Source organism: Mesorhizobium sp. Root554 (assembly GCF_001427025.1).
GTDB lineage: Bacteria > Pseudomonadota > Alphaproteobacteria > Rhizobiales > Rhizobiaceae > Mesorhizobium.
The window spans coordinates 1,962,044-1,982,076 of sequence record NZ_LMGA01000001.1 but is presented as its reverse complement, the minus strand read 5'-3'; the positions used below and the strand labels follow the sequence as shown (position 1 = coordinate 1,982,076).

The following is a 20,033-nucleotide window of genomic DNA, read 5'->3' as shown; positions in this document are numbered from 1 at the left end:
GAATTCGATGCCGACGCCACGCATGATCCTGCCTTACATCGCCGCCGACCAGGCGCAGAAGCACGCGACCCACAATGAGGGCCTCTTGCAGCTCGATTCGCTGCTCAATTGCTGGATACTGGATCGCGACCTGACCGCGCCGCCCGGCGGCCCTGCGGATGGCGACGCCTATGTCGTCGCCTCAGGCGCGACCGGCGACTGGATCGGCCATGATGGCAGCGTGGCAGTCTGTGTCGATGGCGACTGGCGCTTTTATCCGCCGTTCAAGGGCATGGTCGCTTTCGTCGCCGATGAGGCGGTGCTGCTCGGCTGGGACGGCGCGGCCTGGGCGGTGTTCGCCGCCGTGACCGGCATCGCCAAGAGCGCCGATGTCCAGACCTTCAACGCCAATGACACCTGGAACAAGCCTGCCGGCGCAAAAGTCGTCGAGATCATGGCGATTGGCGGCGGTGGTGGCGGCGGCGGCGGCTCGAAAGTGGCGGCATCGACCGCTGCCTCAGGCGGCGGCGGTGGCGGTGGCGGATCGTGCGCCAGATTGACTGTTCCGGCGGCGGCGCTGCCATCCACGGTCCCGGTTGTCATTGGCACGGGCGGTGCCGGAGGCGCCGGCGCGACATCGCTTGGCGACGGCGCCAACGGCAGCGGGCCGGGAGGCGACAGCTACTTCGGATCGAGCCTGGCGGCGGCCTGGGCGGCCGGTCGAGGCGGCGGCGGCGGCGGGGGTGGCGGCGCCGGACGCGCCAGCGGCGGCGGCGGCGGTTCGGGGCGCAACCAGTTTGGCGGCAACGCGAACGGCGCAACGGCCGGCGCAGCCGGTGTCGGCGGCGGCATTGTCGGTGCTAGCGGCGGATCGACCGGGGGTCACCAGAACAACAACATTGGCGGTAGCAGCGGCGGTTCCGGTCACCCTACGACAGGGGCTGCGGGCTTCGGCGGCGGAGCATTCGAAGGTGGTGCCGGTGGTGGCGCCGGCGGCGGCTTTTCTACGGTCAACACTGCTTTGGTCGGCGGTGGTACGTTAACCGACTTCACCACGGGCGGCAGCGGCGGCGGCGCGGCCTCGGGCGGCAGCGGCACGGATGGCGGTGGCGGCGGCTCGAATGTGTCCGGCAATGGCGGTGCTGGAGGCGCCGGCGTCTCGCCCGGCCAGGGCGGCGGCGGCGGCGGTGCGTCCCAATCCGGCAATGGCGGTAACGGTGGAGCGGGAGGCCCCGGCCAGGTGGTCGTCATCACCTATTTCTAGCTGACGGATGGCCGGTGCGCCTCCCGCCAAGGAGGAGCACCGGCGGCGGGTCGATCGCCAAACCAACCCCGCCCGACGATGACCAGAGATAACCGCCGCACCCGTTGCCCTGCAGGGCGGGCTGAGTGTGGCTGACCTGCGGTTAAGTCGGAATGAAGGATATCAGATGTGGCAAATGCCGGGCCTTGCTCTTTCGCGCCAGCGGCGCTACGAGCGCAATCGAGATCAAGTGCCGCCGTTGCGGCGTGATCAATCATTTGAGGCCGAACGAGCCCCAATCCGAACGCCAGGAGCGTCAGGAAAGGGATCAATCGTGTGGCTCTATATTCCCCCGGAAATGACGAACTCACCGGCATCGCCCTATGCGCCGGCGTTGGCGGCCTGGAGCTCGGCCTCCATATCGCAGAACCCGGCTACCGCACTGTCTGTTTCGTCGAGCGGGAAGCCTATGCTGCGGCCACCCTCGTGGCCCGGATGGAAGACGAGGCCATGGATCGCGCGCCTGTCTGGGACGACCTTGTCGCCTTCGACGGCCGCCCGTGGCGTGGCAAGGTTCATCTCGTCTCTGGCGGATATCCGTGCCAGCCGTTCTCGTTTTCCGGCCGCAGGCAAGGCGCGGCCGACCCACGGCACCTATGGCCGTCCATCCGTAGGATCGTCGGCGAGGTCGAACCTGAATGGTGCTTCTTCGAAAACGTCGAAGGACATCTCGATCTGGGCGCCGCCGAGGTTTGCGAAGATCTTCGGTGTATGGGCTTTGCGGTCAAAGCAGGCCTGTTCTCGGCGCTCGAAGTTGGCGCGTCCCACCTACGGCGTCGGCTCTTCATATTGGCCCACGCCGATGCGGACCCTCTATTCGAACCGAGTCCAGATCGAGCTGTCACAGGCCGGTCTGCGCTTTCGCGACGATCCGGCCGAGATCGGCAGCCAGGTGGCGCTTGGCAAGGTGGCCAAGGCCTGGAGCATGCTGTTTCTGCTGATGAAGGCCTGCGGAGCGATCCGCTTCACGGCGATGCACTACCCTTGTTCGCTCCCGCTCCATTTGAGTTTGACCGCTGGGACGCGGTACTCGCCCGGCGACCTGATCTTCAACCCGAACTTCTCGGACTGGCTGATGGGATGGCCGATCGGATGGACCGCGCCCTCGCTGCCGGCAACGGAGTGGTCAGCCTGGCTGCGGCGTATGCGTGGCGAACTCTCAAGGCTGCCCATGCCGCCGATCACCGTTGAATCGGCATGTGGCGCGCCTTCGGCAAAACTGCTTAGATGACGCCGGGCATGAGGGTTCGGGGATGGAAGATAAATCCGGCAAACGCTGGAGCTGGGGCGTGTTCGGATTCGTCCTCACGGCTCTCTATCTGCTGGTCCTCGGCATTTCCGGGCTTCTGCACGGTCCGGCCAGCCTGATCCATTGGGAAGACCCCATGTCGCCGAACGAGGCCGGCGATTTCCTCGCTGGCATCTTCGCCCCGCTCGCCTTTCTCTGGCTCTTCGTCGCCACCATGGTGCAATCGCAGGAGCTGGCGCTGCAGCGGCAGGAACTGGAGCTGACGCGCCAGGAGCTGAAGGCGACCCGGGAGGTGGCGGCCGAGCAGGCCGCGGAGGCCCGCAGCCAGGCAAAATTCATCGGCGAGCAGACGGCCATGATGCAGGCGCAGGAGGTTGATAAGGAAATTCAGACGCGATTACGATGGTTGTTCGATTTCTCCGACAACAAGCTTAAGGGTCCGATGACGTTTGGGGACGATCAAGGCAATGTAATGCAAATTCGAGCCCCCTTCGATGACATGAGAGGGATGCGGACCCTGAGGGCCATCGTTGAAGTATTTAATCGGCGCAGGCGGCAGGCGGAGAGTGCTCTTGAAAGTTATCCGAACAGGGTCGCGAGTTACGCTAATGCTGACGACTTTATCGAACTGCGACACATGGTTTTACGAATTCAAGCCATAAAGGAGTTGGCCTCCAGCTCGACACGAGCCGAGCTGCAGCAAGGCCATTTTCTTAGCCTTGCGGCAGACGTTGAGTTCTTTTTCGATCTATTGCGGCACGGCGAGACGCTGACGAGCGACGATGACTAAGGCCGTTTTAGCCGTGTTTTAGCCGTATTCTCGATTGCGGGCGAAGCAAAGGCAATTGACCTGTGCGCGTCAGGCCTAAGGAAAAGCTGCATCGTTGATGGCGATACATTCTGGTGGAAAGGCGAAAAGATCAGGATCGCCGATATCGACGCGCCGGAGAAAGACGCGCCCTGCGCTTTCGAACGCCGGCTTGCCCAGCACGCGACCGAAGGCTTGATCCGTTTGCTTCAACAGCCGTTCAAGATCACGAGAACAGGTAAAGACCGCTTCGGCCGAACCCTGGCGCTCGTGTGGGTCAACGGACGCGATGTAGGAGCCACGTTGGTCGATGCAGGCCTAGCCAGGCAATGGATCGGCCGAAAGGAACATTGGTGTAGCGGGAGAACGCAATGAACATCTTGGGCCTTGATGCATCGGTCTGGTTTCCCGTTGTCACTTTGATCCTCGGAATAGGTCTGAAAGGGCTCTTCGACTATCTCGCTGACCAGCGCAGCTCAGCGCGCGAACGCGCCTCAAGACACGAACAACGGATGGAAAGCACCAAGCTGCGTCGGATCGAGTTCCAGCGGTCCACGCTCCTGTCCTTACAGGAGTCTGCCGCCAACTACGCAAGGCTGGTCGGCAGGGCACATCACCATCATACGCTGGAAAATAGGAAATCCGGCGTCTGGGGCCGATCGATGCTCGGCGCAGATCTTGACACCGACCTGGCGACATTAATGCGCCAAATGGCGGTTTTGAAGGAGCGTGCCATGGACGACGAGCTGCGTCGGCTTGTGGACCAATATTGCATGGCGTCAGCAGGCTTTCTCATATCGCGAGAGCAAGAAGCCGGCGGGCAACACTTTTCACTTGCCATGGACGCCGGGTCGGCAGTTCAGGGGAGAATCGGCGTTGTTTTGAGAAGCCTGGACACCGATGAAGACAGCGTGCTGACGCTAAAGTCGAGCGTCTAATTGATGCCATCCGAACTTGCGCGATCATGCCAACCGATTTTGCGCGCTACAGATTTGCCTGCAGGAATTCACGCAAATCGTGTCGCTGATCGGCCAACGCACGCCGCCGTCCGCATAGCGCCGCCGCTTGAAACAACATCAAAATGGTGTTTGGCTGGCAAATAGCAAAAATAACATCATCGTCCGCCAAAAGTTCAAATGGGAGATCGTCTATGTCGCGTATGAAACTCATCGCTGCCGGCATCGGGCTGGCGAGCGTTCTCTCCACCGGCGCGGCCTTTGCCGCCGATCCTGAAAGCTGCAAGACCGTTCGCCTGTCCGATGTCGGTTGGACCGATATCCAGGCGACCACCGGCGTTGCGTCGGTCCTGCTGACGGCGATGGGCTACGAACCGCAGGTGATCCAGCTTTCCGTACCGGTGACTTATGCGTCGCTGAAGAACAAGGACCTCGATGTTTTCCTCGGCAACTGGATGCCGTCGATGACCAACGACATCAAGGACTATACCGCCGAAGGGTCGGTCGAGACCGTAAGCGAGAACCTTTCGGGCGCCGGCTATGGTCTTGTCGTGCCGGATTACGTGGCCGAAGGTGGCGTCAAGACGCTGACCGACATCGGCAAGTTCAAGGACAAGTTCGATTCCAAGATTTACGGGATCGAGGCGGGCAATGACGGCAACCGCATCATCCTCGACATGCTCACCAAGCCGGAGAACAAACTCGACGGCTTCGAACTGGTCGAGTCGTCGGAGGCCGGCATGCTGACGCAGGCCGAGCAGGCGATGAAGGACAAGCAGTGGATCGTCTTCCTCGGCTGGACCCCGCATCCGGTCATGGGCGCCATGAAGATCGCCTATCTCGACGGCATGGGCGATTCCGGCTTTGGCGCCGCGACCGTGCACACCAATGTGCGCAAGGGCTACACGACCGAATGCCCGAATGTCGGCAAGTTCATCACCAATCTGAAGTTCAATCTCGACATGGAAGGCGAGATGATGGACGCGATCCTCAAGGGCACCGACGCCAATAAAGCGGCGACCGATTGGCTGAAGAAGAATCCCGACGCCGTCACGCCATGGATCGCCGGGGTGACAACTTTCGACGGCGGCGACGCGGCGGCGGCCATCAAAACCGCACTTGGAAGCTGAGCGGTGAGCTTGGTTTGATTTCAGAGGGCAGCCCCGCAAGCGGCTGCCCTTTTGCATTCCGCGAACCAGACGCCGCAAGCGGCGCAGAGGGGTGAAATGGATCCGATTTCGAAATTCTTCACGTCCTGGAAGATTCCGATCGGAGCGTGGGGAAAAGAGTTCTTCACCTTCCTGACCGACAATTTCAACGCCTTTTTCCGCGGCCTGTCGGGCGGCCTGAACGGGTTGCTTGACGGGGTTGTCGATCTGCTGCTGGTGATCCCGCCCATTGCCCTCATCGCCCTGATCGCGTTGTTTGCCTGGTGGTTGCAGAAATCCAGAGGCCTGGCGTTCGGGGTGTTCCTCGGCCTGTTGTTCATCCTCAACCAGGGTCTCTGGAAACAGACGGTGCAAACGCTGGTGCTGGTTGTGGCGGCGACTTTCTTCTCCATGCTGATCGGCGTGCCGCTCGGCATCTGGGCCGGCCACAAGCCGAAGGTCTACCGCATCATGCAGCCGATCCTCGACCTTATGCAGACGCTGCCGACCTTCGTCTATCTGATCCCGGTGCTGACGTTGTTCGGTCTCGGCAACGCGCCGGGCCTGATCGTCACCATCATCTTCGTCATTCCAACGGCGGTGCGGCTCACCCATCTCGGCATCATCTCGGTGCCGAAGTCGATCATCGAGGCGGGTGAAGCTTTTGGCGCGACAAAGCGGCAGTTGCTGTGGAAGGTGGAGTTTCCCTCGGCGCTTCCGACCATCATGGCGGGGCTGACGCAATCGATCATGCTGTCGCTGTCGATGGTTGTGTTCGCGGCCCTGATCGGCGCCGGCGGCCTCGGCACGGAAATCAACCGCGCCCTCGGCTCGCGCAAGATCGATCTCGGTCTTGAAGCCGGGCTGGCGATCGTGGTTCTGGCCATCGTGCTCGACCGGATGACGCGCATCAGCGCGGGAGGCAAAAAATGAGCGTCGCTGTCGATTTCAAGAACGTCGACATCCTGTTCGGCGAAGACACGCGCGAAGCGCTGGCCATGGTGGACAAGGGCGCAAGCCGCGCCGAAATCCTGGAAAAGACGGGCAACGTGCTTGGCTGCGCCGGCGCCAACCTGACGGTTCACGAGGGCGAAATCTCTGTCCTCATGGGACTGTCGGGCTCCGGCAAATCGACGCTGCTGCGCGCCGTGAACCGGCTGAACGTGGTCACCCGGGGGCAAGTGCTGGTGCGCGACGGCGACAAATCCGTCGACGTGGTGACCTGTAACGCCGCGACGTTGAGGCGTCTGCGCCAGAAGCAGGTGGCGATGGTGTTCCAACAATTCGGCCTGCTGCCCTGGCGCACTGTCGAGGAGAATGTCGGCCTCGGATTGGAGCTTGCCGGCGTGCCGGAGGCCGAGCGCAGGGAACGGGTGCAGCGGCAGCTCAAGCTGGTCAATCTGGACCAGTGGGGCAAGAAATACGCGCATGAGCTTTCCGGCGGCATGCAGCAGCGCGTCGGCCTGGCGCGGGCCTTCGCCACCGAAGCGCCAATCCTTTTGATGGACGAGCCGTTCTCGGCGCTCGATCCGCTCATCCGCACCAAGCTGCAGGACGAGTTGCTGCAGCTTCAGGCGGAACTGAAGAAGACGATCATCTTCGTTTCGCACGACCTCGAGGAAGCGCTCAAGATCGGCACCCATATCACCATCATGGAGGGCGGGCGCATCGTCCAGACCGGCGCGCCGGAAGACATCGTGCTCAAGCCGGCCAACGCCTATGTGCGCGACTTCATCGCCAATGTGAATCCGCTGTCGGTGCTGACCGCCTGGAACGTCATGCGCGACAAGCGCGATCTCGAATCCGCCGGGGCAGGGGGCTGGATCTGGCTCGACCGCCGCGAAACCACCCGCTTCAAGATAGACAAGGACGGGCTGGTTTCCGCGGCCGAACGCGATGGCAAACCGGCGGTGTGGGTTTCATGCGCCGAAGTCGAGTCGCAGCCGGATGAAACCGGGCAGGTGTTCTGGGCCAATCCGGGAACCCCGCTGAAGACCGTGATGCTTGCCATGCACCGTTCGCAAACCGCGCCGGTGGCGCTTTTCGACGAGCAGTCGCGCTTCGTCGGCTCGATCGGCGTGCGGGATGTGCTGAGCGCGGTGTTGAGGCGGTAGCCTTTTCATCCCGTCCATGGGAAAAGCGGGCAATGCCCGATTTCCTGTTTTCCGGCCCGCCCGATGCGGACACCACGCTGCTTCTTGCCCATGGCGCCGGTTCGCCGATGGATTCCGACTGGATGAGTGCTTTGGCGGCGAGGCTGGCCGAAGCGGGACTGAGTGTCGCCCGGTTCGAATTCGCCTACATGGCGCAGCGCCGTCTGGACGGCCGCAAGCCACCGCCGTCCCGCACCGAAGCCCTCATGGACGAGTATCGAACGGCGCTGGAAATGCTGAAGCCGGCGGGACGTCTCCTCATCGGCGGTAAATCATTGGGTGGGCGCGTCGCCAGTATGATTGCGGACGAGGCTTTCGATGCCGGGACCATCCATGGTCTGGTCTGCTTCGGCTATCCTTTCCATCCGCCCGGGAAACCGGAAAGGCTGCGGACCGCGCATCTGGATACGCTGCGCTGTCCGGCGCTTGTGTTTCAGGGAACGCGCGATCCATTCGGTTCGCGCGTTGAGGCGGGAGCCTACCCGCTGTCCACCGCAATCACTCTGCACTGGCTGGAAGGGGATCACGGTTTGAAGCCGAGAGCAGGCGACCCGGTGACGCTCGATGAGAATTTGTCGCTCGCTGCCTCTTGTACGGCGGCGTGGTCGAAGGTCGGGGCGGTGGGCCACCCTCTGGCAATCGCCGCACAAAAATCTATCTGACACGGAAGCGCCGGTGATCGAAAATGCTGGCGGTTTTGAACAATCGGAATTTGGTCATGAACGATAGCGGTCCGCGAATGGCCGGAAACGGCGACAATGTCGTCAAGCCGAGAACCAGGGTCAAACCGAAGACCGAGCGGCCAAAGCTCTACAAGGTCATCCTCGTCAATGACGATTTCACGCCGCGCGAGTTCGTCGTCACCGTGTTGAAAGGCGAGTTCCGCCTCAGCGAGGATCAGGCCAATCGGGTGATGATTACGGCGCATCGAAGGGGTGTCTGCGTGGTGGCCGTGTTCACGCGCGACGTCGCTGAAACCAAAGCCACGCGCGCCATCGATGCGGCCAAGGCGAAGGGCTATCCGCTGATGTTCACGACGGAACCGGAGGAATAGGCTTTAACGGCCTTCGCGGTACCACATCGAGCCCATCGCCAGCAGCAGCAGGCCGAGGCCGAGGAAGCCGCCGAACAAGGGCACGCGCGAGACGGATTTGAGCACGCTGTCGTTGGTGGTGCGCAGGCCGATCCAGTCGTTGCCGGACGCTTCGCCGCCGGCGCGTATGGGAACGATGGACGGCACCGAGACGCCGTCGCCGAGGCCACCCAATGTCGAGCTTGCGACTCGCCGCACACTGCCGCCGGTGGCGGCGGCTGCTGGTCTTAATTTGTTCGGCGTCGAGACCACGTCGGCGAATTCCGGCGAATTGACCGGACCGACGTGGGCCAGTGCGGTCAGATTGCCGTTGCCGACCTGGTAGAGGCCGATCTCCTTTGTTTCGACAGCTCCGGTGAAAACGCCGGGCTCGGACCTGGCGAGCTTCACGGTCAGCGCCTTGCCGGAAGGGGTGATGACCTGCGCCGATCCTGGATCGTCGCTCATCGTCTGGCGGCGGATTTCGAGCGTCATGCCGCGACCGTCTGCCGTCAGCCGCTCCTCTTCCAGTTCGGGCTCCTTCATCAGCCAGTGGGCGACACGGCGGTAGAGTTGCACATGAGGGCCGCCGCCCTCGTAGCCGCGCGCCCACAGCCAGCCTTGGTCGGACAAAAGCATGCCGACGCGGCCTTCGCCCTTGCGGTCGAGGACCAGGAGTGGGCGGTCGTCGGCGCCCTTCATGACCACTTCGCCCTCCGGGTTTTCGACGCCGATGGTGCGGAACCAGCGGCTCCAGTGCGGCGGCTCCGTGCCGGACCCTTCCAGTCCGCGCGTCACGGGGTGGCGCTGGCCGAGTTCGGTGAGTCGCGGATAGAAGGCCTTGTCGATCACATTCCCATCGGGCATCGCCGGCAGCGCCGACATCAACGGGGTGCGGGCAATCGTTCTTTCGCTGGCATATTCCGGTCCGGCGGCGACCAGAACCGCGCCGCCCTTTTCGACATATTCGGCGATGTAGTCGTAGTAGAGGATCGGCATCACGTCGCTGTGCTGGTAGCGGTCGAAGATGATCAGGTCGAAATCCTTGATCTTCTCGACGAACAGCTCGCGCGTCGGAAAGGCGATCAGCGACAATTCGTTGATCGGCGTGCCGTCCTGCTTTTCCGGCGGACGCAGGATGGTGAAGTGGACAAGGTCCACTGAGGCATCCGACTTGAGCAGGTTGCGCCATGTCCGCTCGCCGGCATGCGGCTCACCCGAGACCAGCAGCACGCGCAAATTCTCGCGGATGCCGTCGATCAGCGCCACGGCCCGGTTGTTGGTGTCGGTCAGTTCGCCTTCCTGCTTGTCGATGGCCAACTCGACGATGTTGCGTCCGGCTGTCGGAAGCGTCACCTGCAGCGGCATTTCGCGGCCGATGGTGGCGCGCTCCACCGCGACCTGCTCGCCATTGACCGAAACGCGCACGTCGACAGGGTCGGCTGAATTGTCGGTGGAGATGACGCGGAAGGTCATGTCCAGCGGCTTGTCGACAAGGCCGAAGCGCGGCGCCTTGACGAACTGGATGCGCCGGTCCTTTTCCTGGTCGTTGCCGGTGATGAGGGCATGCAGCGGCGCATTGAACTCGCCGGTTCCGGAGGGAACGTCGTGGACCTGCCCGTCGGTGATGAGGATGCCGCCGGCGACGCGTGACGGCGGCACGTCATGCAAGGCGCCGTCCAGCGCCGAAAACAGCCGTGTTTCGGTACGCTCCTCGGCCGCGCCGGCCTTGCCCGCCTCGACGACGCGAACGTCAAACTGTTTGACGCGCTCGAGCCGCTGTTTCAGTTCGGCCAGCGCGGCGTCGGTCTGTTTCGTGCGCTCGCCGATCTCCTGGCTCTGGCTGCGGTCGACGACGACCGCGACGACGCTTTTCAGCGGGTCGCGCTCTTCGCTGAGGAAAACGGGATTTGCCAGCGCCGCCGCCAGCGCCACAAGGGCGGCGAACCTGAATACCGAGCCGCGTTGGCGCAGCCACAAGCCGGCCAGCGCCAGCAGCGTCAGGGGCGCCAGCACGGCGACGAGCCAGGGCAGGGACAGCAGCGGTTCGAAGGAAAGCGACCAGGTCATCCTATTGCCCCAGCCTTTCCAGCAGGGCCGGCACGTGAACCTGGTCGGACTTGTAGTTGCCGGTCAGCATGTAGATGACAATGTTGACGCCGGCGCGCATCGCGTAGACACGCTGCATCGGATCGGACGGCACGGTTGGCAGAAGCGGCTCGCCATTGGCGTCGATGGCCCAGGCGCCCGCCATGTCGTTGGCGGTGATCATGATCGGGCTGACGCCGTCGCCGGTGCGGACGGGGCGATTGTCGGTGTTGCTGGCGTCGAGAGAGGCCTCGATCCAGAGGGGGCTGCCGTTGAAGCGTCCGGGAAACTCATTGAGGATGAAGAAGGACTTCGTCAGCACATGGTCCGACGGGACCGGCTCAAGTGGCGGTACGCTCAACGTCGACAAAAGAGAGCGCAGCCGCTGCGTCGCCGGGCTGGCGGAATCAGAGCCGAAACCGGTGGAGAACTGGTCGCGGGTGTCGAACAGCACCGTACCGCCCTGCTGCATATAGGCCTCGACCCGCGCCATGGCGGCGGTATCAGGCTCCGGCGCGGCGGGATCGATCGGCCAGTAGATGAGCGGATAGAAGGACAGCTCATCCCTTGAAATATCGACGCCTGCCGGTTCGCCCGGTTCAAGCGCTGTCTTCTCGATCAGGAAGCGCCGCAGGCCTTCCAAGCCGGCGCGGCTGATGGAATCGACGCCCGGCTCGCCGGTGATGACATAGGCGATGCGCGTCTGGTTGATGGCGTCGATGGCTTCGGCGTCGCCTGGCTTGGCGTCGTTGGCGCGCGCCGTATCCACATGTCCGAACGAGATGGCGGCCATGACGAGCAGGGCGGCTGTCGTTCCCGCCATGCGCGGCCGGCGTCTCCAGCGCGAGAACAGTCCGCCGATCCAGAACACGGCAAGGGTGTCCAGCACCATCAGGAGGATGGCGGCGGCGACCAGCGGCCCCTTCAGGTCGCGGGCTTCGTCGAGCGAGTAATGCAGGTCGGCCACAGGAATGGTCAGTTGCGGCCGGACAATAGGGGTCAGCGCCTGTTCGGCCGCCAGCAGATTGTGCGCCACGACGCCTTCCTCGCTGCCATAGAGGCCGGGCGGATTGTCCACCGTCACCGCTGCTTGCCCCGCCATGAGCGGGCGAGCATCGGGGCCGGGTGGAACGATTGCGCCACTGGCATCAATCATGCGGTAGGGCGCCAGCGAGGCAGTCTGGCTCTGCGGCGCTGCCGCAACCGCGCCCTGGTTGCGCGAAAGCTGTACGATGCGGCGCAGCATCTCCACGAAAGAGCCCGATATGGGCAGGTTCGACCATGTCGCCTCGGGCGGTACGTGGAACAGCACCACCATGCCCTTGCCGCGCCTGTCGCCGGTCACCAGCGGCGTGCCGTCGGCCAGGGTCGCCCATGTATGGTCGATGAGATCGGGCGTCGGCTCGGCCAGAAGCTGCCGCGTCACCGTCACGTCGGTTGGGGCAGGCAGGCTGGAAAACGGGCCATTGGCCGGGAATTCGCCGACAGGCTGCGGCTCGGTCCAGGAAAGCGCGCCGCCAAGGCTGCGCTCGCTTCGACGCAGGATGACTGGCAGCAACTCGCTGTCGTCGCCGGCACTCAGCAGGTGGGAGCCTGCGAAGCGCAAAAGCGTGCCGCCATTTTCCATCCATTCGACCAGCGCTGTCCGGGCGGGTTCCGGCACGGTCCCGACATCGGCCATGACGATCACCGCCGGCTTTTGCTGCAGCAATTGCGGGATGGCCTCGCTTATGGCCGGGCTTGTCGGCTCGACAATGTCGGCGAAGGGCTCCATGGCGCGGCGGATGTAGTAGAGCGGCGAGAGCAGAAGCCGCGCCTCGTCCACCGGCGTTTCCGAAAGCAGGCCGATGCGGCGGCGCTTGGCGCTTTCGTCCAGCACGCGGACGGCGCCGGCGCTGGCGACGCCATCGAGCGCGATCGAAGCGAAATCGTTGCGCAGTTCGAACGGAACGACAAAATCGCCAGTGGCTATGGTCTGGCCCGGACGGAAGGCAATCGCGGCGTCGCCGATGCGGCGGCCCTTGTCGTCAAAGGCGCCGGCGCTCATGCTGGCGGGGCCGGTAGCGTTCGACGATGCGCGCACGGCGGAAATCGTCAGCCGGTCGAACCCGTTGTCCGCGGCGGTCAGTCCTATCGTATCCAGCCTTTGTGGCGTGCCCCAGATGAAGTTGGCCGGCGGCTTCGTCATCATCGCAGAAAAGGCGGCCTCGTCGCCGTCAGCCGCAAGCCCGTCGGTCAGCACGGCGACGGTCGCCGGCGGCAGGTCGCGCAAAGCCTCGCCGACGCGGGCGTAGATTTCGCGGCGATCCGCCGGCACCGGCCGCGGCTTGACCGCGTTCAGCCGGTCGCGCGCCTCGGCGGCGCTGAACGGGCCGATCTGCTGGTTGGGCTTTTCCGCGGTGAAGGCGAGCAGCACCGGTACGGAATTGCGTTCCGCATCGGCGATCAGCCGTGACGCGGTGGCGACACGGCGCTCCCAATCGTCCGCGCTCGCCCAGTCATTGTCGATGACCAGCGCCAGCGCCTCGCCCTCGGTCGACAGTTTTTCGCGTGGGTTGAAGACCGGTTCGGCAAGGGCGGCGACGATGAGCGCCGCCATCAGCAGCCGCAGCAGCGTCAGCCACCATGGGCTTTGCTGCGGCGTTTCCTCGCGCTTCAGCACGCGCGCCAGGATCCTGAGCGGCGGGAATACTTCCGTCTGCGGCTTCGGCGGCGTCAGCCTGAGCAGCCACCAGATGACGGGCAGCGCCAGCAGGCCCCACAGGACCATCGGCGCGCCGAAGGAGAGCGGCAGCCAGCTCACGCGGCGGTCCTTCTGCCGCTGGGGCCTTCGGCGGTCAAAGCCAGATGGAGTCGCACCAGCGCCTCGGAGGCGAGCCGATCTGTATGATTGACGGTATAGCTCCAGCCAAGCTGTTTGCACCATGCGGCCAGTTCGGCGCGGCGGGCGCTGTAAAGATTGCGATATTCATCGCCCAGCATTTCGGCGCGTCCTGCCGTCAGCTTTTCGCCGGTTTCAGGGTCGGTGAACTCGGTGCGCCCGGAATAGGGGAAGCTTTCCTCGGCTGGATCCGCGATCTCGACCAGATGGGCGCGCACGCCGTGGCGGGCGAGAACATCCAGCCATTGCATGGTTTCCCCGACGGGATCGAGGAAGTCGCTGGCGATGACGATATCGGAAAACCGCCTTATCGCGGAAAGGTCCGGCTTGGCCGGCAGCGCGGTGGCATGGGCAAGATGCGAGGCGATCCGCTCGGCGCCGTTGCGGGCGCTGAACGGGTCGGTGACGCCGGGCCAAGCGATGCGTTCGCCGCTGCGCGACAGCAGTTCGGCCATGGCAAGCACGATGACCAGCGCGCGCGATTGCTTCGACACGGTCGCGCCGGTGGATTTGTAGAGCATCGAAGGCGAAGGGTCGGCCCACAGCCAGACCGTATGGGCGGCTTCCCATTCGCGGTCGCGCACATAGGTGTGGTCGTCGCGCGCCGAACGCCGCCAGTCGATGTTGGCAATGGCCTCGCCTTCGACGTAGGGCCGGAACTGCCAGAAATTCTCGCCGATGCCGCGCTTGCGACGGCCGTGCCAGCCAGCCATGACGGTGTTGACGATGCGGCGCGCCTCGACCAGCAGGTCTGGCACCAGCGAAGCCCGGAGCCGGCCGCGGGCAAGCGCGTCGCGTGTGCCGACCGGTGCCTGCGCCTCGCCGATATGCGCCATCAAATACCCTTCACGAGCTTGCCCACGACGTCGCGAACGCTCATGCCTTCGGCGCGAGCGGCGAAGGTCAAAGCCATGCGATGCTGTAGAACCGGCTCGGCCAGCGCACGCACGTCATCGACCGAGGGCGCCAGCCGTCCGTCATAAAGCGCGCGGGCGCGGGAGCAAAGCATCAGCGCCTGGCTGGCGCGCGGGCCGGGACCCCATGACACGTGCTTGTCGGTGTCGGCATTGCCCTGGCCCGGACGGGCCGAGCGGACAAGGTTGAGAATGGCTTCGACAACGCTTTCCGGCACCGGCATGCGGCGGATCAGATTCTGGATGTCCTTCAGCCGGGCTGGGTCGAGAACGTTGGCGGCCCGCGCCTCATCGACGCCCGTGGTTTCCAGCAGGATGCGCCGTTCGGCTTCGAGCTCGGGATAGAGAATGTCGATCTGCATCAGGAAACGGTCGAGCTGCGCTTCCGGTAATGGATAGGTGCCTTCCTGCTCCAGCGGGTTCTGCGTTGCCAGCACATGGAAGGGCGCCGGCAGGTCGTGGCGCGCGCCGGCGACAGTGACGTGATATTCCTGCATCGACTGCAGCAGCGCCGACTGGGTGCGCGGCGAAGCGCGGTTGATCTCGTCGGCCATCAGCAGTTGCGTGAAGATAGGTCCGGAGATGAAGCGGAAGGAACGCTTGCCGTTTTCATCCTGCTCCATCACCTCGGAACCCAGGATGTCGGACGGCATCAGGTCGGGCGTGAACTGGACGCGGCTGGTGTCGAGGCCGAGCACGATGCCGAGCGTCTCGACCAGCTTCGTCTTCGCCAGGCCGGGCACGCCGACCAGCAACGCATGGCCGCCGGCCAGCAGTGCCACCAGTGTACGTTCGACGACGCTTTCCTGTCCGAAGATGACCCGGCCAACGCCGTCGCGAACCAGGGAGATGTCGGCCAGCGCTTTTTCAGCCTGCGCGATCATCTGCTTTTCGTCGATCGGGCTTTCCTTGACGATCACGCTCATGCAGGTCGATCCTCTGTGTTGGAAAATACCGGCCGCGCCGAACGCGCCGCGATTCGCACCTGGCGGCACCTTGTAGAAACTTAAATCACAGACTGCGGCTGACAAGCGCGTCAACAGTGACTATTTCGTGACCATGGCGGAAGACATCGGACATAGCAAAGACAGCCTTACCGGGGCCGGCGATGCGCGCGGACTGGAGGCGCTGATTTCGCGTGCGGCGCGCGCCGGCAAGGGCTTGCCGCCGGTCGAGCGCTGGGACCCGAAATTCTGCGGCGACATCGACATGGAAATCCGCCGGGACGGAACCTGGTTCTATATGGGCACGCCGATCAGCCGGATGCCGCTGGTGCAGCTCTTTTCGACCGTGCTGCGCAAGGATGCGGACGGAAAGACCTATCTCGTCACGCCGGTCGAGCGGGTCGGCATCCGCGTCGAGGACGCGCCGTTCATCGCTGTCGAGATGGACATTTCAGGCCGGGGTGGAGGCCAGATCATCACCTTTCGCACCAATGTCGGCGATGTGGTCGAGGCCGGGGCGGAGCATCCGCTGCGGTTCGTCGACGAGCCGGAAACTGGCGGCCTTAAGCCCTACGTGCTGGTGCGTGGTCGGCTGGAGGCGCTGCTGTCGCGGCCGGTCATGTACGAACTGGTCGAGCACGGCGAAGAGGTCGATGTCGACGGGCGGCGCATGTTCGCCGTGCGCTCGAACAACGAGGTCTACCCGATCATGCCGGCGGATCGATTGGAAAAGCTTGCCAACTGATGGACCAGAAGACCGTCATTCCATTTTCCGCCGCCGATTTCCGGGCGCGCGCCGCCGCCCAGGCCGATTTCGGCGACGACATTGAGCCTTATGGCGATCATCGGTTCAATCCGGGGCATCCGCGTCTCTTCCTGCGCGAGGGTGCGCTGCGCGACGCGGCCGTTCTCATCCCCGTGGTCGACAGCGGCGACGAAGCCAGCGTGATCCTGACCAAGCGGGCCGAAACCTTGCGCAGCCACACCGGCCAGATCGCATTTCCGGGCGGGCACATCGACGCCACCGATGCGTCGCCCGAGGCGGCCGCGCTGCGCGAGGCGCATGAGGAGATCGGGCTTGAGGCCGATTTCATCGACATAGCCGGCCGGATGCCCGACTATGTGACCGGTTCGGGCTACCGGATCGCGCCGGTGCTGGCGGTGATACGGCCCGGCTTCGTGCTCAAACTGAATGGCGACGAAGTAGAATCCGTGTTCGAGGTGCCGCTACGGTTTCTCATGGACCCGGCCAACCACAGCCGCGACAGCCGGGTCTTTCACGATCTGGAATGGTTTTTCTACGACATGCCCTATGAAGGGCGGCGCATCTGGGGCGTCACGGCGGGCATCATCCGCACCGTTTATGAAAGGCTCTATGCTTGAGCGCTCCCGTGACCCTTGCCGGCAAGGCGGACTGGCTGAACGGGCCGGACCTGCAGAAACTGCTGACGATCCTGTCGGCGGATGGCGAGCAGGCGCGCGTGGCGGGCGGCGCGGTGCGCAATGCGCTGTTGGGCGAACCGGTCGCCGATGTCGACATCGCCACCACGGCGCTGCCCAACGAGACGATGCGGCGCGCCGAAGCCGCAGGCTTCAAGGCGATCCCGACCGGCATCGAACATGGCACCGTCACCGTCGTCGCACACGGCAAGGGGTATGAGGTGACGACGCTGCGCGCCGATATCGAGACCGACGGCCGCCGGGCCAAGGTTTCCTTCGGGCGCGACTGGCAGGCCGATGCAGAGCGGCGCGATTTCACCATCAACGCGCTTTATGCCGAGGCTGACGGCACGGTCGTGGATCTGGTTGGCGGCATCGCCGATCTCGAAACCCGGCGGCTGCGCTTCATCGGCGATGCCGAGACGCGTATCCGCGAGGACTACCTGCGCATATTGCGCTTTTTCCGCTTCTTTGCCTGGTTCGGCGACGGACGCCCGGACGCGGAAGGCCTCAAGGCCTGCGCGCGGCTGAAGGAGGGCCTGGGAAGGCTTTCGGCCGAGCGGGTCTGGTCGGAGTTGAAAAAACTGCTTTCGGCGCCGGACCCGTCGCGGGCGCTGCTGTGGATGCGACAGGCCGGCGTGCTGACCAGCATCCTGCCAGAAAGCGAGAAATGGGGGATCGACGCCATCCATGGTCTGGTCAGGGCCGAGGCGGATTTCGGTTGGTCGGCAGAAGCCTTGCTGAGGCTCGAGGCCATGGTGCCGCCCGATCCGGCGCGGATGAAGGCGCTGGGAGAGCGTCTCAAGCTATCGACGGACGAGACGCAACGGCTGCAGCGCTGGGCCATGACGCCGGCGGTCGAAGCGAAATCGACCGAAACGGCTTTGGCGAAAACACTATATCTGGGAGATCGGCGGGGCGTGCTGGATCGGCTGCGTCTGTCACTTGCCGGTGCGCGCGCACGAGCGGCTGAAAACGATGCGGCGATGATGGAGGCCGGCGGCTATTCGCGGCTGCTGGCCTATGCATCAGCGTGGGAGAAGCCGATATTCCCGCTCAAGGCTGTCGATGTCGGCATGGAAGCAGGACCGAGGCTTGGGAAGGCGCTGAAGGCGCTGGAACAGGAATGGGTCGAGTCGGGGTTCGCGCTCGATCGCGGCGCGCTGATCGAGCGCGCCGCCAGATTCAGGGATTAGGCCGCGTCACGGACCTTCTCGATTCGCGAGCGGATCGCTTCGATCATCGTCTCGCGAATGATGGTTTCGCCGTGCGTTTCGCGCATATGCTCGACAGCACGGCGCATGACTTCAGCTTCGTCCTCGGCGCGGGTGTGCCACTCGCAGCCAGGGACCAGCGATCCACAGTGAAATTCCTTCATGCTTTCCTCCTTCCTCCGTCTGATTGAGGTCAAGAATAACACAGATATGCGGATTCGGTTGCCGGTTCGTGGGGTTCATCGTTCCACCGAAATGCAAATCCGCTCCATCCCGTTGTTTTGGCGCAATTTTGGACGGAGGACCGTCTCGCATTTTTATCGAACTGTCTCATGCAAAAAGGCGGAGCCGACCTGGCTCCGCCTTTGACCGGCAAGCCGAGCGCCGCTGCTACTTCAGGAGCTTCACGGTCTCGGCAACCTTGTTCTTGCCGCTCATGTCCCATGAGACGCGGACCTTCTCACCGGCGTTCAGGCCGGGGTTCTTAAAGGTCTTGGGCAGCGTGAAGGTTGTTCCGTCCTCGAGCATGAGGCTCATCGCCGTCGCGTCGTAGGTTTTGACCTTGCCGGTGGTGTGGTGCACCGCCGCGCTGGCGATGGAAACGGTGGCGAGGGTGGCAATGGCCGCAGCCGAGAAAACAAGCTTGCGCATGGCAGGCTCTCCTGATGGGAGGCGTTTCATCGGAAACGCCTCTTTCGTCATGGGCCGTCCGGTCGCGTCGGGTCGCGGTCCAAAACCGCCGGCGCTTCCCAGCCCGGCCAAAGAAATATTCCTGTTTTAACCCCGAGATATTAGACGAAAAAGAAAATTTTCTGCGGCTCTTCGGCCATAAAGCTTGCCAAAATTCTGCAATTGGGACCGAATTGGGGTTCAAATCCCGCTCACCGAAATTTTACGGCCATCTCACCTCCGGCGGCAGGCTGGACAGGATCGAGGCGATGTTGCCGCCGGTCTTCAGACCGAAGATCGTGCCACGGTCGTAGAGGAGGTTGAACTCGACGTAGCGCCCGCGCCGAATCAATTGCTCCTCACGGTCGCCTTCGGTCCAGTTGTCATTGAAGTTGGCCCGCACGAGATGCTGGTAGACGACCAGGAAGGCGCGTCCGACATCCTGCACGAAGTTGAAGTCGGCCGCCCAGCCGCCCTTTTCGGCGTCCGAATGCAGCCAGTCGAAGAAGATGCCGCCAACGCCGCGGGCTTCCTTGCGATGCGGCAGGAAGAAGTACTCGTCGCACCAGTCCTTCAGCTTCTGATGGTCTGCGACGCCGGCGTTCTTCTCGCAGGCGAAGCGCATGGCGCGGTGGAAGGCCAGCGTGTCGGGGTCGTCCTGCGTGCGCCGCCGGTCCAGAACCGGCGTCAAATCGGCGCCGCCGCCGAACCACTGCCGCGAGGTGACGACCATGCGCGTATTCATGTGGACGGCGGGCACGTTGGGGTTCCACGGATGGGCGATCAGCGAAATGCCGCTGGCCCAGAAGCGCGGGTCTTCCTCGCCGCCGGGCATCTGCTTGCGGAACTCGGGCGAGAACTCGCCATGCACCGTCGAGGTGTGGACGCCGACCTTCTCGAACACGCGGCCATGCATCATCGACATGATGCCGCCGCCGCCATTGCCCTCGTCGCGAAGCCAGGGCGTGCGCTCGAACCGGCCGGGCGACCACGAAGCCTGGGGGCCGGAAAGATCGTCCTCCAGCTTTTCGAGGCCGGCGCAGATGCGGTCGCGCAAATCCTCGAACCATGCCCTGGCCGCGGCCTTCCTGTCTTCGATGTCGGCGGGCAGGCCGGCCGGTATTTCGGGTCGTTCCAAGATGCGGTCTCCGCGCGGGCGCGGTCGGCCCGATAAATGACTCGTCTTTTACGGGCGCGATCCCTAATCTCAATAGC

General features: G+C 63.9%; 21 protein-coding genes. 13 read left to right on the top strand and 8 right to left on the bottom strand.

The window, feature by feature from the left end:
- Positions 1 to 7 precede the first annotated feature (7 nt).
- A complete protein-coding gene (locus ASD44_RS18870) occupies positions 8 to 1,243 on the top strand; it encodes a DUF2793 domain-containing protein (protein WP_056111017.1) in 1,236 nt (411 codons plus the stop codon).
- Positions 1,244 to 1,603: 360 nt separating this feature from the next.
- On the opposite strand, the gene ASD44_RS18745 is transcribed toward ASD44_RS18870, so the two are convergent.
- Positions 1,604 to 1,801, bottom strand: a complete 198-nt coding sequence (locus ASD44_RS18745; RefSeq protein ID WP_056111014.1) for a hypothetical protein — start codon at positions 1,799 to 1,801, stop codon at positions 1,604 to 1,606.
- Positions 1,802 to 2,084: 283 nt separating this feature from the next.
- Between ASD44_RS18745 and ASD44_RS18740 the strand changes: the two genes are divergently transcribed.
- The 9 genes from ASD44_RS18740 (at position 2,085) to clpS (ending at position 8,650) form a co-directional block, all read left to right on the top strand.
- A complete protein-coding gene (locus tag ASD44_RS18740; RefSeq protein WP_244480484.1) occupies positions 2,085 to 2,513 on the top strand; it encodes a hypothetical protein in 429 nt (142 codons plus the stop codon).
- A gap of 22 nt (positions 2,514 to 2,535) precedes the next feature.
- Entirely contained in the window at positions 2,536 to 3,321 is a 786-nt protein-coding gene (locus ASD44_RS09570) for a hypothetical protein (RefSeq protein ID WP_056111010.1), read from the top strand.
- A gap of 33 nt (positions 3,322 to 3,354) precedes the next feature.
- A complete protein-coding gene (locus ASD44_RS18140; protein ID WP_320409848.1) occupies positions 3,355 to 3,714 on the top strand; it encodes a thermonuclease family protein in 360 nt (119 codons plus the stop codon).
- On the top strand, positions 3,711 to 4,277 hold the full coding sequence (locus ASD44_RS09565; RefSeq protein ID WP_056111009.1) for a hypothetical protein: 567 nt from the start codon (positions 3,711 to 3,713) through the stop codon (positions 4,275 to 4,277). The genes ASD44_RS18140 and ASD44_RS09565 overlap by 4 nt, the downstream gene beginning before the upstream one ends.
- 212 nt (positions 4,278 to 4,489) lie before the next feature.
- On the top strand, positions 4,490 to 5,425 hold the full coding sequence (locus tag ASD44_RS09560) for a choline ABC transporter substrate-binding protein (RefSeq protein WP_056111006.1): 936 nt from the start codon (positions 4,490 to 4,492) through the stop codon (positions 5,423 to 5,425).
- Positions 5,426 to 5,521: 96 nt separating this feature from the next.
- Positions 5,522 to 6,376, top strand: a complete 855-nt coding sequence (gene choW, locus ASD44_RS09555) for a choline ABC transporter permease subunit (protein WP_056115830.1) — start codon at positions 5,522 to 5,524, stop codon at positions 6,374 to 6,376.
- Positions 6,373 to 7,557, top strand: a complete 1,185-nt coding sequence (gene choV / locus ASD44_RS09550) for a choline ABC transporter ATP-binding protein (RefSeq protein ID WP_056111003.1) — start codon at positions 6,373 to 6,375, stop codon at positions 7,555 to 7,557. The genes choW and choV overlap by 4 nt, the downstream gene beginning before the upstream one ends.
- A gap of 32 nt (positions 7,558 to 7,589) precedes the next feature.
- A complete protein-coding gene (locus tag ASD44_RS09545) occupies positions 7,590 to 8,258 on the top strand; it encodes an alpha/beta family hydrolase (protein ID WP_056111001.1) in 669 nt (222 codons plus the stop codon).
- 56 nt (positions 8,259 to 8,314) lie between these two features.
- The gene (gene clpS, locus ASD44_RS09540) at positions 8,315 to 8,650 is read left to right on the top strand and encodes an ATP-dependent Clp protease adapter ClpS (RefSeq protein WP_244478744.1); all 336 of its coding nucleotides are present in this window, start codon (positions 8,315 to 8,317) and stop codon (positions 8,648 to 8,650) included.
- Positions 8,651 to 8,653: 3 nt separating this feature from the next.
- Here clpS and ASD44_RS09535 read toward each other — a convergent pair whose 3' ends face one another.
- The 4 genes from ASD44_RS09535 to ASD44_RS09520 are packed head-to-tail and all read right to left on the bottom strand — an operon-like array spanning position 8,654 to position 15,477.
- Positions 8,654 to 10,738 (bottom strand): hypothetical protein, encoded by a 2,085-nt coding sequence (locus ASD44_RS09535; RefSeq protein ID WP_056110999.1) that lies wholly within the window; start codon positions 10,736 to 10,738, stop codon positions 8,654 to 8,656.
- Position 10,739: 1 nt separating this feature from the next.
- Positions 10,740 to 13,559 carry a DUF4159 domain-containing protein gene (locus ASD44_RS09530; RefSeq protein WP_056110998.1) on the bottom strand — a complete coding sequence of 940 codons (2,820 nt, stop codon included), beginning with the start codon at positions 13,557 to 13,559 and terminating at the stop codon, positions 10,740 to 10,742.
- The gene (locus ASD44_RS09525) at positions 13,556 to 14,473 is read right to left on the bottom strand and encodes a DUF58 domain-containing protein (RefSeq protein WP_056110997.1); all 918 of its coding nucleotides are present in this window, start codon (positions 14,471 to 14,473) and stop codon (positions 13,556 to 13,558) included. Before ASD44_RS09525 ends, ASD44_RS09530 begins: the two co-directional genes overlap by 4 nt.
- Positions 14,473 to 15,477 carry a MoxR family ATPase gene (locus tag ASD44_RS09520; protein WP_056110996.1) on the bottom strand — a complete coding sequence of 335 codons (1,005 nt, stop codon included), beginning with the start codon at positions 15,475 to 15,477 and terminating at the stop codon, positions 14,473 to 14,475. The genes ASD44_RS09525 and ASD44_RS09520 overlap by 1 nt, the downstream gene beginning before the upstream one ends.
- Before the next feature lie 133 nt (positions 15,478 to 15,610).
- Between ASD44_RS09520 and ASD44_RS09515 the strand changes: the two genes are divergently transcribed.
- The 3 genes from ASD44_RS09515 to ASD44_RS09505 are packed head-to-tail and all read left to right on the top strand — an operon-like array spanning position 15,611 to position 18,131.
- Positions 15,611 to 16,240: a DUF1285 domain-containing protein gene (locus tag ASD44_RS09515; protein WP_056110994.1), complete on the top strand. Its 630-nt coding sequence runs from the start codon at positions 15,611 to 15,613 to the stop codon at positions 16,238 to 16,240.
- Positions 16,240 to 16,878 (top strand): CoA pyrophosphatase, encoded by a 639-nt coding sequence (locus tag ASD44_RS09510; RefSeq protein WP_056110992.1) that lies wholly within the window; start codon positions 16,240 to 16,242, stop codon positions 16,876 to 16,878. Before ASD44_RS09515 ends, ASD44_RS09510 begins: the two co-directional genes overlap by 1 nt.
- Positions 16,875 to 18,131 carry a CCA tRNA nucleotidyltransferase gene (locus ASD44_RS09505; protein WP_056110990.1) on the top strand — a complete coding sequence of 419 codons (1,257 nt, stop codon included), beginning with the start codon at positions 16,875 to 16,877 and terminating at the stop codon, positions 18,129 to 18,131. The genes ASD44_RS09510 and ASD44_RS09505 overlap by 4 nt, the downstream gene beginning before the upstream one ends.
- On the opposite strand, the gene ASD44_RS09500 is transcribed toward ASD44_RS09505, so the two are convergent.
- The 3 genes from ASD44_RS09500 to hemF all read right to left on the bottom strand — a co-directional run bounded on the left by ASD44_RS09500 (position 18,128) and on the right by hemF (position 19,956).
- Complete coding sequence (locus ASD44_RS09500) at positions 18,128 to 18,313, bottom strand: DUF1059 domain-containing protein (RefSeq protein WP_056110988.1); 186 nt, start codon at positions 18,311 to 18,313, stop codon at positions 18,128 to 18,130. The genes ASD44_RS09505 and ASD44_RS09500 overlap by 4 nt on opposite strands.
- A 226-nt stretch (positions 18,314 to 18,539) precedes the next feature.
- Entirely contained in the window at positions 18,540 to 18,800 is a 261-nt protein-coding gene (locus ASD44_RS09495) for a DUF1344 domain-containing protein (RefSeq protein ID WP_056110986.1), read from the bottom strand.
- Between the two features lie 241 nt (positions 18,801 to 19,041).
- Positions 19,042 to 19,956: an oxygen-dependent coproporphyrinogen oxidase gene (gene hemF, locus ASD44_RS09490; RefSeq protein ID WP_056110984.1), complete on the bottom strand. Its 915-nt coding sequence runs from the start codon at positions 19,954 to 19,956 to the stop codon at positions 19,042 to 19,044.
- Positions 19,957 to 20,033 lie beyond the last annotated feature (77 nt).

Bases quoted from the DNA above. Each gene is read 5' to 3' on its own strand.
- ASD44_RS18870 (WP_056111017.1), top strand. From the start codon at position 8: ATGCCGACGCCACGCATGATCCTGCCTTACATCGCCGCCGACCAGGCG.
- ASD44_RS18745 (WP_056111014.1), bottom strand. From the start codon at position 1,801: ATGAACCTTGCCACGCCACGGGCGGCCGTCGAAGGCGACAAGGTCGTC.
- ASD44_RS18740 (WP_244480484.1), top strand. From the start codon at position 2,085: ATGCGGACCCTCTATTCGAACCGAGTCCAGATCGAGCTGTCACAGGCC.
- ASD44_RS09570 (WP_056111010.1), top strand. From the start codon at position 2,536: ATGGAAGATAAATCCGGCAAACGCTGGAGCTGGGGCGTGTTCGGATTC.
- ASD44_RS09565 (WP_056111009.1), top strand. From the start codon at position 3,711: ATGAACATCTTGGGCCTTGATGCATCGGTCTGGTTTCCCGTTGTCACT.
- ASD44_RS09560 (WP_056111006.1), top strand. From the start codon at position 4,490: ATGTCGCGTATGAAACTCATCGCTGCCGGCATCGGGCTGGCGAGCGTT.
- choW (WP_056115830.1), top strand. From the start codon at position 5,522: ATGGATCCGATTTCGAAATTCTTCACGTCCTGGAAGATTCCGATCGGA.
- choV (WP_056111003.1), top strand. From the start codon at position 6,373: ATGAGCGTCGCTGTCGATTTCAAGAACGTCGACATCCTGTTCGGCGAA.
- ASD44_RS09545 (WP_056111001.1), top strand. From the start codon at position 7,590: ATGCCCGATTTCCTGTTTTCCGGCCCGCCCGATGCGGACACCACGCTG.
- clpS (WP_244478744.1), top strand. From the start codon at position 8,315: ATGAACGATAGCGGTCCGCGAATGGCCGGAAACGGCGACAATGTCGTC.
- ASD44_RS09535 (WP_056110999.1), bottom strand. From the start codon at position 10,738: ATGACCTGGTCGCTTTCCTTCGAACCGCTGCTGTCCCTGCCCTGGCTC.
- ASD44_RS09525 (WP_056110997.1), bottom strand. From the start codon at position 14,473: ATGGCGCATATCGGCGAGGCGCAGGCACCGGTCGGCACACGCGACGCG.
- ASD44_RS09520 (WP_056110996.1), bottom strand. From the start codon at position 15,477: ATGAGCGTGATCGTCAAGGAAAGCCCGATCGACGAAAAGCAGATGATC.
- ASD44_RS09515 (WP_056110994.1), top strand. From the start codon at position 15,611: ATGGCGGAAGACATCGGACATAGCAAAGACAGCCTTACCGGGGCCGGC.
- ASD44_RS09510 (WP_056110992.1), top strand. From the start codon at position 16,240: ATGGACCAGAAGACCGTCATTCCATTTTCCGCCGCCGATTTCCGGGCG.
- ASD44_RS09500 (WP_056110988.1), bottom strand. From the start codon at position 18,313: ATGAAGGAATTTCACTGTGGATCGCTGGTCCCTGGCTGCGAGTGGCAC.
- ASD44_RS09495 (WP_056110986.1), bottom strand. From the start codon at position 18,800: ATGCGCAAGCTTGTTTTCTCGGCTGCGGCCATTGCCACCCTCGCCACC.